11 protein-coding genes are annotated in these 11,022 nt (G+C 73.4%); 2 read left to right on the forward strand and 9 right to left on the reverse strand.

Translation table 11 applies throughout. From position 1 onward, the window contains the following. The 4 genes from AOK23_RS35835 to AOK23_RS35850 form a co-directional block, all read right to left on the reverse strand. A partial coding sequence (locus AOK23_RS35835) for a copper resistance CopC/CopD family protein (RefSeq protein ID WP_107102954.1) occupies nucleotides 1–1,602 on the reverse strand: 1,602 nt, incomplete at its 3' end. Nucleotides 1,603–1,617: 15 nt separating this feature from the next. Then, nucleotides 1,618–2,100 carry a cupin domain-containing protein gene (locus AOK23_RS35840; RefSeq protein ID WP_055716700.1) on the reverse strand — a complete coding sequence of 161 codons (483 nt, stop codon included), beginning with the start codon at nucleotides 2,098–2,100 and terminating at the stop codon, nucleotides 1,618–1,620. Nucleotides 2,101–2,109: 9 nt separating this feature from the next. Then, a complete protein-coding gene (locus AOK23_RS35845; protein WP_055716701.1) occupies nucleotides 2,110–2,733 on the reverse strand; it encodes a GNAT family N-acetyltransferase in 624 nt (207 codons plus the stop codon). Next, on the reverse strand, nucleotides 2,723–5,161 hold the full coding sequence (locus AOK23_RS35850; protein WP_079049895.1) for a penicillin acylase family protein: 2,439 nt from the start codon (nucleotides 5,159–5,161) through the stop codon (nucleotides 2,723–2,725). The genes AOK23_RS35845 and AOK23_RS35850 overlap by 11 nt, the downstream gene beginning before the upstream one ends. An 84-nt stretch (nucleotides 5,162–5,245) precedes the next feature. On the opposite strand from AOK23_RS35850, the gene AOK23_RS35855 reads away from it, so the two are divergent. Together AOK23_RS35855 and AOK23_RS35860 are read left to right on the forward strand one after the other, a co-directional pair. Continuing rightward, nucleotides 5,246–6,004 carry a siderophore-interacting protein gene (locus tag AOK23_RS35855; RefSeq protein ID WP_055716702.1) on the forward strand — a complete coding sequence of 253 codons (759 nt, stop codon included), beginning with the start codon at nucleotides 5,246–5,248 and terminating at the stop codon, nucleotides 6,002–6,004. A 111-nt stretch (nucleotides 6,005–6,115) separates the two neighbouring features. Beyond that, on the forward strand, nucleotides 6,116–6,709 hold the full coding sequence (locus AOK23_RS35860) for an HhH-GPD-type base excision DNA repair protein (RefSeq protein ID WP_055716707.1): 594 nt from the start codon (nucleotides 6,116–6,118) through the stop codon (nucleotides 6,707–6,709). A 400-nt stretch (nucleotides 6,710–7,109) separates the two neighbouring features. Here AOK23_RS35860 and AOK23_RS35865 read toward each other — a convergent pair whose 3' ends face one another. The 5 genes from AOK23_RS35865 to AOK23_RS35880 all read right to left on the reverse strand — a co-directional run. Further along, nucleotides 7,110–7,505: a nuclear transport factor 2 family protein gene (locus AOK23_RS35865; RefSeq protein WP_055716703.1), complete on the reverse strand. Its 396-nt coding sequence runs from the start codon at nucleotides 7,503–7,505 to the stop codon at nucleotides 7,110–7,112. A 126-nt stretch (nucleotides 7,506–7,631) separates the two neighbouring features. Next, the gene (locus AOK23_RS35870) at nucleotides 7,632–9,023 is read right to left on the reverse strand and encodes an FG-GAP and VCBS repeat-containing protein (protein ID WP_055716704.1); all 1,392 of its coding nucleotides are present in this window, start codon (nucleotides 9,021–9,023) and stop codon (nucleotides 7,632–7,634) included. 53 nt (nucleotides 9,024–9,076) lie between these two features. Continuing rightward, nucleotides 9,077–9,706, reverse strand: a complete 630-nt coding sequence (locus AOK23_RS35875; protein WP_157878247.1) for an FG-GAP and VCBS repeat-containing protein — start codon at nucleotides 9,704–9,706, stop codon at nucleotides 9,077–9,079. A 185-nt stretch (nucleotides 9,707–9,891) separates the two neighbouring features. Next, entirely contained in the window at nucleotides 9,892–10,023 is a 132-nt protein-coding gene (locus AOK23_RS51550; RefSeq protein WP_276205787.1) for a hypothetical protein, read from the reverse strand. Next, on the reverse strand, nucleotides 10,020–11,022 hold a 1,003-nt coding region (locus AOK23_RS35880), incomplete at its 5' end, for an FG-GAP and VCBS repeat-containing protein (RefSeq protein WP_055716706.1). The genes AOK23_RS51550 and AOK23_RS35880, both read right to left, overlap by 4 nt.

The raw sequence follows: 11,022 nt of genomic DNA on the forward strand, positions 1-11,022 counted from the left end.
GTCGGTGCCGGCGTCGGTGCCCTTACCGGAGTCCGAGCCAGCACCAGCACCAGTGCCCTTACCGGAGTCCGAGCCGGAGCCAGCACCAGCGTCGGTGCCCTCGGCGGAGCCGGAGTCGGCATCGGGATCGACGGTGGAAACCGCGGACGACTCGGCCCCCGCCGCGCCGTCCACGCGGGCCACGGCCCCCACCGGCTGAGGCACCCGAGCCTCCGCCACGACGGCCCCGCCGGTTCGGGCACTCTCGCCGTTCTCGTCGTTCTCGCCGACCGCCACCGCGCCCAGCCGCGCCGTCCACCGTCGGGAGAACCCGGCCGCGGCCAGCAGCAGGGCGACCGCCGCCAGCTTGGCGAGGAGGACCTGGCCGTACGCCGTGGTGGTGAAGGCGGACCAGGAGCCGAGGCCGCGCCAGGACTGGTAGACACCGGTGACGACCAGGACGACCACCGAGGCGAAGGCCAGGCGGGAGAAACGGGTGACGACGGCGGCCGACAGCGTCTCCGGGGCCCGGTACAGCACCGTCAGCAGGGCGGTCAGGCCGCCCAGCCAGACGGCCATGGCGATCAGATGGAGCACGGAGGAGGTCATCGCCACCGGCACCTGGATGCCCGCGGAGGCGTGCTCCGCGGCGGCCCAGGTCCCGGCGAGCCCGATCGAGAGCAGCGCCCCGGCACCGGCCGCGCCCCGGCCCCAGCTCTCCTGACCGCGGACCCGGACGAGGAGGAAGAGGACCACCGCGAGCAGCGTGAGCCGAGCCAGCAGCGCGAGGCCCGGACGCGTCCCGACGGTGCCGCCGAGGACGGACGGGTCGAGGACGGCGCCGACGCCGCTGCCTCGTTCGTACGGTCCGCGCAGGAGCAGCAGGACCACCGAGGACAGCGTCAGGGCCAGCCAGCCGGACAGGAGCAGCTTGCGGAGCGTGTCGTTGGCCCGGCCGAGGACCGCGGTCACGAAGACGGTGACGCCGATGAGCAGGGCGAGGGCGCCGTACGCGAAGTAGCGGGTGATGTCGTAGAAGGAGGCGGTGAGGGGGTCCTCGGTGAGGTCGGCGGGGAGGGTCGCGGAGGTGGCGGAGGGTTCGCCGACGGAGAAGAGGAGCGCTCCGGAGATGGGGTGGCTGTCGGCGGAGATCACTCGCCAGGCGACGGTGTACGTGCCGTCGGCCAGCCCCGCGGGCAGGGTGACGCGGGCCGTGTCGGACCGGTCGCCGGACCGCCCCGGCTTGCTCGTGTCGACCGCGCGGTTCTCGGGGTCGATGACGCGGATGGAGTCCTGGAGGAGGCTCACCGGTTCCGTGAAGGTGAGGGTGACGTCCTTCGGCGCGGAGTCGAGGACGCTGCCGTCGGCGGGATCGGTGCCCTTGAGCGCGGCGTGCGCCGACGCGGTCCCCGCCCCGCCGAGGAGGAACAGGACCAGCACGGTGCCGAGCAGCACCAGGCGCCGGACATACGGAAGGCCCCTCACGCCCCTCCCACCGGTTCCGCCCTGTCGACTCTCGTCCCTGTCACTGCGTCGGCCCACGTCGTGCTCCGGATCCACTGTCGCCGGCTCGGATTCCTCCGAGTAGGTACGGGCGCAGGGAAGCGTGTGTTCACCACTCATCCCGGGCGTCCGCCCTCATTCCCTCCCCAGCTCCGCGATGAGCGCGGCCCGCTCGGGGTACCGCCGCGCCAACTCCCCCGCGTCGCCGTGCTCGTACCCCTCGAAGGTGAACCCCGGCGCCATCGTGCAGCCGAACAGCGTCCACGCCCCGTCGCCGCCCAGCACCCGCGCGCCCATCCAGGTCCCGGCGGGCACGACGTACTGCACGTGCTGCCCGCCGAGCACGTCCGGCCCGAGCACGACGGTGTCGGAGGAGCCGTCGGGGCGCAGGAGGAGCAGCCGGAGGGGGTCGCCGAGGTGGAAGTGCCAGATCTCGTCGGTCGGCAGCCGGTGCAGCGCCGAGTAGTCCCCCGGTTCGGTGGTGAGCAGGGCGACGATCGCGGTCCCCTCCGGCCGCCCGTCGCCCCGCTCGGGCCCCGCCCACGTCTGGCGGAAGCGCCCGCCCTCCCGGGGGATGGGCTCCAACGCGTAGTGCGCGATCAGGTCCTCAGGAGTCACCCGCCCACGCTACGTCCGAACCGGCGGCCCCGACACCGTCTCCCGCCGCAGGAACGCCAGTTGCGCCCGCTTCTCCGGCAGATACACGTCGGGCAGGTCGATCTCCGGCAGCACGACCACCGGCCCGCGTTCGAAGCCCTGCCGCAGGAACCGCGCGATCGCCTTCTCGTTCCGCACGTCCGGGTCGACGACCACCCGCCGCCGGTCGAGGCCCACCAGCACGAACGCCGAGAACGCCGCCAGCATCGAGGCCGACCAGCCGGGCCGCGCCCCGTCCCGCCCGGCGGGCGCCAGCAGGACGTGCACGCCGATGTCGCCGGGCTCGACGTCGTAGCACTCCCCGACCCGGTCGGCGTCCGGCTCGTACGTCTGGAGCAGTCCGACGGGCTCGCCGTCGTGCAGCGCGAGGAAGGCGTGGTGGGTGTCGAGGGTGTCGAGGTGGGCGTAGATCTCCCGGACCTGCTCCTCGGTGAGCCCGTTCATGCCCCAGAACGCGGCCCGGGGTTCGCTCACCCAGCCGTGGACGACACCGGCGTCGGCCTTCGGGTCCAGCGGCAGGACGCGGACGGTCCCGAAGCCGTCGATCACCTGCTCGTGGACGGCCACGCGCCCGCCGTACGCGTCAACGCTCATCGTCGTTCCCCTCGCTGTCCTGGCTGTTCTTGCTGTTCTTGCTGTCCTGGCTGTTCTTGTGGTGCTCGCCGTGGTCGGTGTCCCTGGTGAGCCGGTCCCAGTCGGTCACGACCGGTGCGAGCTCCCCGCGGAGCCAGAGGGGGAGCTGGTCGCGGTGGTGGGCGGAGCCGGTCACGCCTGACGCGCCGAACGGCACCACCCAGAGGCTGTCCTCACGCCCGGCCAGGTCCCAGACGTAACGGGCGGCGGGGCCGCGCGCGCTGAGGTCGGTGATCCCGGGGACGGCGGAGGTGCACAACACGCAGTCGTGGTCACCCGCGAGCCCCGGCTCCACGTGCGCCGCGGACGGGTCCGCGGGGCCGAGCGCCCGCCACGGCGCGAGCCGGTGGCTGTCGCCCCACGGCCCGAACGCACCGCCCGCCACCTCCTCCAGCGCCTCCCGCACCAGCCCCGCGCGGTCGATCCCGTACAACTCCTCGGCCCGCAGCAGATGTTCGAGCGCGAACCCGATCCGGACGGTGAGCGAGAGCCAGGGCCGGAAGATTTCCGGGTACGCCAGGGGCGCGGCCAGCGCCGCGAAGGCGGGCTGGGCGGCGAGCCGTCGTACGACCGCGCCGCGCACCGCCCCGTATGCCGTGGCCTCGACGCTGTCGCCCGCCATCCGCCGGTCCCAGCCCAGCAGCCGCGCGCGCAGGTCGGCGGCGGCAGGGGTGAGGCCCCCGGGGCCGCCCGAACCGCCCGAGCCCTCGGGACCGTCCGAGCCGTCTGAGCGGTGGGGTCCGTCGGGGCCGTCGGGAAGGGCGGCCAAGTGGTCCAGCAGGGGCCCGGCGGAGGCGAGGTGGGTGTCCATGTGGATGGCCGCCATGTCCGGTGCCGACCAGACCGGCCGCTCGGCCAGCAACTCCCGGATGCGGTCGGCCCGGTGGGGCGGCGCGAACTCCACGCCGAGCGGGGTCGCCGGGCCCCGCTGGTTCGCCATGACGGCGACCCCGTCCTCGAACGTGCCGTACGGCGTCTCGTGCCAGCCCTCCCAGGCATGGCCCGGCTCCCACGCGGGAACGACTCTCCGGCGGTTGTCCGCGCTCCGGACCGGCACCCGCCCCGCCACCCGGTGCAGCACGCCACCCCTGGTGTCCGCGGCCTGCACGACGTTCACCGGCTCGGCCCACAGATCCAGCGCCCGGTCCACATCGACGACCTCACGCGCCCGGAGGAGGGGGAGCAGCGCGCTCATCCCGAGGTCCTCGGTGACCCGCGGCGGGTAGCGGAGGCTGATGGGACCGACGGAGGGGATACCGGAAGGGGTGCCCGCGCCTGCGTCGGCCGCGGAGGCGATGCCCGTGCCGATGCCGGTGTCGGTGACCGTGCCCGCGTCGGCGTCGGTGGCTGAGGCGGTGCCCGTGCCGATGCCCGTGTCGGCGCCGGTGGCCGTGCCCGTGTCGGCGTAGGTGCCGGCGTGGTTGCCTGAGGCGGTGGCCGTGCCCGCGTCGCCGTCGGCCCCCGTCTCGCAGCCCCCGATGACGACCGGCCCCCGGGCCGTCTCGACGACCTCCACCTCGACGGGGGCCCCGCCGGCGACCTCGACGATCTCCACGTGCCGGTGCGCGGCGCGCCACCGCCCGTCCGGGTCGAGCGCCTCGACGCCCCCGGTCGCGGTGCGGCGCAGGCGCTCCCGATAGAGGTCCTGGTAGTCGGCCATGGCGTTGGTGATCGCCCAGGCCACGTGCCCGGTGTGGCCGAAGTGGGCGATGCCGGGCATGCCCGGGACGGCGAGCCCCACCACGTCGAACTCGGGGCAGGAGAGGCGGATCTGCTGGTAGACCCCGGGTTCCTCGATGAACCGGTGCGGGTCACCGGCGATGACGGCCCGCCCCGTGGCCGTACGGGACCCGTCGACCAGCCAGCCGTTGCTCCCGGCGGTGCCGGGCCCGTCGGTGGCGAACAGGCCCACCGCGTCGGTGCCCAGGTGGCGGACGACCTCCTCGCGCCAGAGCTTCGCGGGGAACCCGGCGAACAGGATGTGCGTGGCCAGCCACACCCCGAGCGGGTGCCAGTCCTCCCAGCGCCCGGGGGCGAGCCCGGCCCGCTCGAACTCGGGCGCGCGCCGGGCCCCTTCGGCGAGCCCCTCGTTGACCCCGTCGACATACGCGCGGACCCAGTCGGCGGTGGCGGGGTCCTGTCCCTCCAGCCGGGCGAAGCAGCGTCTGGCGGTGTCGTCGAGTCTCGCCCGTCTCGCGAACAGGTCCCAGCCGAGCGCGTCCGCACCGAGGAAGGCCGCCGAGGTGCCCTGGGAGCGGTGGCGTTCGACCTCCAACTGCCAGGCCCGGTCATGTGCGGTGACCCGGCCCTGGGCGCGGGCGAGCGCACCGGCGTCGGCGGCGCGGAGATGGGGGATGCCCCAGGCGTCCCGGTAAGTCTCGGTGCTCATGTCTGTCCCTGACGTGCAACTGTGGTTTAGGTTAGCCTCACCTAAGCAATTGTGAGGGAAGCGTACGTGAAGGGTGCAGGCGTCATGGGGCAGGGTCACGGCTGGGAGGGCGCGGTCCTCAAACTGCTGCGCGCGAAGGACTTCGTCTTCACCGTCACGGGCGCCGAACAGGTCACCGACGACTACCGGCGGATCCACCTCACCGACGGCGGCATGCTCGCGACGACCGGCGTCCACCCCACGATGTGGGTACGGCTCTGGTTCGCGCCCACCGGGGAGACGGGGGCCGCCGCCCGCCCGCACCAGCGGGCGTACACCCTGGTCGACCCCGACCCGGCCGCCGGGACCTTCAGTCTGGAGTTCGCCCTCCACGAGGGCCGCGCCAGCGACTGGGCGCGCTCCGCGAAGCCGGGCGACACGATCGAGGCGACCGTCCACGGCACCGGCTTCACCGACCCCGCCCCGGCCCCCTCCCACATCCTCGCCATCGGCGACCCGGCCTCGCTCCCTGCCATCAACTCCCTGCTGGGCGCGCTGCCCTCGACCCCCACGACGATCTGGTTCGAGACCCCGGCCGAGCACGGATCCGACGGTGTGGGCGGCCTCCCGCTCCGCCGCGACCCCGACCACCACGACCTCCGCCCGGTCCCCCGCCGGGACGCCGGCGCGCACCTCGTCACCCGGGTGCGATCGGACGCGCCCGCGCTGCTGGAGGGCACCCCCGACCCGTACGTCTGGATCGCCTGCGACACCGCCACGACCCGCTCCCTCACCACGTACTTCCGCAAGGAACTGGGCCTGCCGAAGCAGCGGATACAGGCGCTGGGGTACTGGCGGCCGTAGGGGGACGCCGGGCTGCGGCGGGTAGGCGCTGGGGGTGGCCGGCTGCGATGGGTCGGCGCCCCGGGGGTGGCCGGGCTGCGGCGGGTCGGTGTCCGCGCCATCATCAGGGGCATGGACGTCACCCTTCACCTCGCCCAGGATCCCGAGGCCGACGCACTCCTCGGGCGCAGTCCGCTCGCCGCGCTGGTCGGCATGCTGCTGGACCAGCAGGTGCCGATGGAGTGGGCGTTCAAGGGCCCCTCGACCATCGCCGGGCGGCTCGGCGCGGACGACCTCGACGCGCACGAGATCGCCGCGATGTCCCCGGAGTCGTTCGCCGAGATCCTCTCCACCAAGCCGGCGGTCCACCGCTACCCCGGCTCCATGGCCAAGCGGATCCAGCAGCTGTGCCAGTACCTCGTGGAGCACTACGACGGTGACGCGAGTGGGGTCTGGAAGGACGCGGGGACGGGCCGGGAGCTCCTGGCCCGGCTGGAGGCCCTGCCCGGCTTCGGCCGCCAGAAGGCGCAGATCTTCCTCGCGCTCCTCGGCAAGCAGCTCGGTGTCCAGCCGGAGGGGTGGCGGGAGGCGGCGGGGGCGTACGGCGAACCGGACTCCTTCCGTTCCGTCGCCGACATCAAGGGGCCCGAGTCACTGGCCAAGGTCCGGGCCCACAAGCAGGAGATGAAGGCGGCGGCCAAGGCGAGGAAGCAGAGCGCCGGGTAAAGGGGCCGCGCCGGGTGGGGGAGAACCACAGCCGGGGGCTACTCATCGAGCGTCGCTGCGAGCCGTCCACCGACTGCTGGGCCCTGCCGGGCGGACACATGGACCCAGGTGAGGGCCCCCGGGAGACTGCCGCCAGCCGGGCGGGGGGAGCCACGCGCCGAATGAGGGGGGGGCCGCGCCGAGTGAGGGGGCCGCGCCGGTGAGAGGCAGGCCGAGGCAGAGCTCCGTCGGCCATCGCGTACGGGGCCCTTCGCCGCGAGGGTGCCGTCGACACGCCGTAGGGGTGGGGTGGCCGGGGCTGTGTGGCGGGTGCGAGGCGGTCGGGGTCGGGCGCGCAGTTCCCCGCGCCCCTGAAGGGGGCCTGCGGCCCCCTTCAGCACCCCCGCCCCACTCCTCTGCCTCAGGACCAGAAGTCCGCTTCCTTGTCCAGGTCCTCCTGGCACTCGTCGATGTCGGTGATCTTGTCTCCGACGATGCGGAAGACCAGGCAGCCGTTCTGTTCGATGCGCTTGTCGCCGCGCTCGGCGGTGTAGCGGTGCACGGAGACGGCGTGGCCCCGGCCGTCCACGCACACATGGCTCAGGTCGACGCTGAACGTTCCACCGGTCTCCTCGTAGAGCCGCTGGTACAGCTGGATGATCGAGTCCTGGCCCTTGTGGTCGCCCGAGAGCAGGTGGCTGCCGGGGACGTGATGCGTACAGTCCGCCGCCATCAGGCCGCGGAGGGTGTCCATGTCACCGCGCGTGAAGGCGTCGTAGCCCTTGCGGACGAGCGCTGCGTTGGGGTGTTCAGCCATGAGGTATCGCCGGCTTTCCGAATGCTTGTTATGCCCTCATTGGTCCGATAAGGGAATTATCCGCGCTGGAGTGGGCCTTCGCGAGTGCGCCTCCGCCCCCGTTCCGACGGCCGTGCGGCGCCGGGGTTACTGCAGCATGCCCGGGATGATGTCGCCGTTGACCGGCTGCGCGTCCGTCGTCGTGATGCCCTTCGTCGAACCCCGCAGTACGAGCGAACCGTAGTTCGCGGAGATGTACAGGTCGGCCTTGCCGTCGCGGTCGGTGTCGCGGAGGCGGACCGTGTTGCCGAAGGACTCGTCGTCCAGGCCGCCGGGGACGCCGGGGGTGTCGCGGGCGAACCACTGCGAACCCGTGCCGGTGAGGCCGGACTTGGAGCCGAGGAGGACGTGGACGGCGCCGGCGTACGCGTGGGTGCCGAGCTTCTCGCCGTACGCGCCGACGGCCAGGTCGCGGTAGCCGTCGCCGTTCACGTCGCCGGCGGAGACGGACGCGCCGAACGCGTCGTCGACCTCGGGGGTGTCCTTGATGCCCTTCGTGGCCTGGGTGAAGCGGGCCGTCCTGGAGGAGGGGCCCGTCGAGCCGCCGTACCAGAGGGTCACGCGGCCTCGGTACCTGTCGTACAGCGGGGTGCCGATCGCGATGTCGCCGTAGCCGTCCTTGTCGAAGTCGGCGATCACGCCGTCGCCGCCCCGCTCGGCCTGGCCGCCGTTGCCCTTCACCGACTCCAGACGGAGGGTCTTGCCGGGGTACAGCTTCGTCTTGCCGCCCTTGATGAACCAGGCGTCGGAGGCGATGTACGTGTCGGTGACGACGTCGCCGATGACGACCAGGTCGGTCTTGCCGTCCTTGTCGATCCTCCCGGCGATGACGGCGGTGGAGTAGAACGACGAGGTGTCCTTGTCCAGGACGGTCACCGAGCCCTTCACACCCGACTTGGTGATCGCGCCCCGGTAGACGTACGTCTTGTGGTCGCGGACGAGGGCCAGGTCCTGGTTGCCGTCGCCGTTGAAGTCGCCGGTGGCGAGGTCGGAGGCGAGGCCGGACGCGCCCTTCGCGCCCTTGCCGGGCAGGGTGGTGCCGCCGGACAGGCCCTTCGCGCCGCCCCACAGGACGGTGACCGTGCCGTTGTCCTTGTACGAGCCGACGTTCTCGCCGTTGGCCGACACCGCGAGGTCGCCGTAGCCGTCCTTGTTGAAGTCGGCGGCCGTGCGGACCTCGCCGAAGAAGTCGTCCTTCTCGTCGGTGCCGGGGACGCCCGCGCTGGACTGGTCGATGAACTGCGTCTTCGTGCCGGGGCCGTCGGCCGTGCCGAAGGTGACGAGGACACCGCCGCCCTTGTTGGCCTCGTCCGGGCCGTACGAGTAGACGGCGTAGTCGCGGAAGCCGTCGCCGTCGAAGTCGTCCGCGTACGTCGCGGGGGCGGCGGACGCCGGGGCGGCCGTGACGATCGTGAGGAGGCCGCCGGTCAGGGCGGCGACCGTCGTCGCGGCCAGGGCGGTCCGGAAGGGGCGCTTCATGAGGTTGTCTTCCTTGAGTGAAGGTGAGGGGGAGTCGGTGAGGGCGCGGGCGGTCAGCCGCGCAGGGGGGAGCCGAAGGACGGGGTGCCGGTGGTGGAGATGCCGAACTTCGCGGGCCCGAAGGACTTCGCGCCCGACGTCGTCGCCGACTTCAGCCACCAGATCGCGCCGTCGCCGCCGTTCTCGCCGGTGCCGCCCACGCTCAGGTCGGCCTTGCCGTCCTTCGTGGTGTCGGAGAGCAGGACGCGGTCGCCGGACTCGGCGCCGTCGGGGACACCGGAGGTGGACTGGGAGAGGGCGCGGGCGCCCGTCGGCAGGTAGCCGACACCGGTGCCGCGCAGAAGGGTCACCGTGCCGGTGTCCTCGGCGCCGCCGAAGGACTCGTAGGGGGCGCCCACGGCCAGGTCGCCGTAGCCGTCGCCGGTGAAGTCGCCGATGGCGACGCCGCCGAAGCCGTCGCCGGCCTCCGCGGCGCCGGGGACACCGGAGGCGCCCTGGGCGATCGCCGCCATGGAGCGGGCGTTGACCCACTGGGACTCGGGGGCGCCGATCGCCAGGTCGCGGTAGCCGTCGCCGTTGAAGTCGTACGGGGCGGCCGTACCCGCCGCGTGGGCGGTGGGCGCGGCCAGCGCCAGCGTGCTCGTGAGCAGGCCCGCGGCCAGGAGGAACGGACGGGTGCGCAAGAGGAACTCCAGAGGGGAGCCGGGGCCCGCGCCGGCCGGGGGCGGGCCCAACTTCCGTATGCCGTGCGGCATGTGACGTGACAGATGCTGTGTGAGAAGAGGGACGTACGAGGTGTGCGAGCAGAAGACCCTTGGAGATACCGGAGGGTTGTACGGGAGTTCGGTCAATTCTTGATCGGTCCCCGTCAGCGGCCCAGGGCCGATCCGAGGGCCGGGGTCCCGGCGGTGGAGATGCCATCACGGCGGCCGTCGCCGTTGAAGTCGTACGGGGCGGCCGCGCCCACCGCGTGGGCGGGGGCCGCCAGGGCAGGCGTCACGGGGCGAGGGTCCAGCCGAAGTTGGACTGGCCGCGCAGGCCGACCTGGCGGGCGGAGACCGTCTTCGCGGCCTTCGCGGCGAGCCCCGAGGCCGTGCCGCGCAGCACCCACAGGGCGCCGGCGGCGTCGTTCTCGCCGTAGGCGGTCGCGACCAGGTCGGCCCTGCCGTCGCCGTCGACGTCGGCCAGGCGGACGGCCGAGCCGAACCAGTCCTGGGACTCGGCGGCCCCGGGTACCCCGGCCGTGGCCTGCGTGTACGTCGCCGCACGCTGCGTCGTCAGGCCGGCGGCCGAGCCGTACAGCACGGTCACCGCGCCCGTGTTCCGCTTGCCGCCGACGTCCTCGTTCTGCGCGCCGACCGCGACGTCCGCGTACCCGTCGCCGTCGATGTCGCCCACGCCCACCGCGCAGCCGAAGCAGTCGTCCGACTCGCCCTTGCCGGGTACCCCGGCGGTGTCCTGGTGGACGGTGGTCGGCGTCTGCGCCGGGGCGGGGCCGGTCGGTCCGCCGTACCAGACGCTGATCTCGCCGCCCTTGTGGGCGCCCCGGGAGATGTCGCCGAGGACCAGGTCGCCGTAGCCGTCGCCGTCGATGTCGCCGATCGAGCCCTGGTCGCCGTCGGCGGTGTCGAGGTCGGTCCTCTCATAGCCCGTGCCGGTCCAGCGGAGGTAGCGGACCGCGCCGCCCTCGTCGCCGTCGAAGCCGAACGGGTAGAGCCGCTCGGCCGCGCCGTCGCCGCTCAGATCCCCGGCGATGACGGTCTGCGTCGAGCCGAGCTCGTCGAGGTCGTACTCGACCTTCGGGGCGCCCGTGCGCTTCCAGGGGCCCTCGTAGACACGGGTGGTGGGCCGGCTGGTGACCGTCAGGTCGGTGTCGCCGTCGCCGTCGAAGTCGGCCGCGGCGAGGCCGGTGGCGTAGCCGCCGCCCTCGGTGAGCCAGCCCGGCTGCGGCACCCGCGCGCCGCCCGACAGGCCCGACGCGCCGCCCCACAGGATCGTG

The organism is Streptomyces torulosus, from assembly GCF_001419765.1.
Classification (GTDB): Bacteria; Actinomycetota; Actinomycetes; order Streptomycetales; family Streptomycetaceae; genus Streptomyces; species Streptomyces torulosus.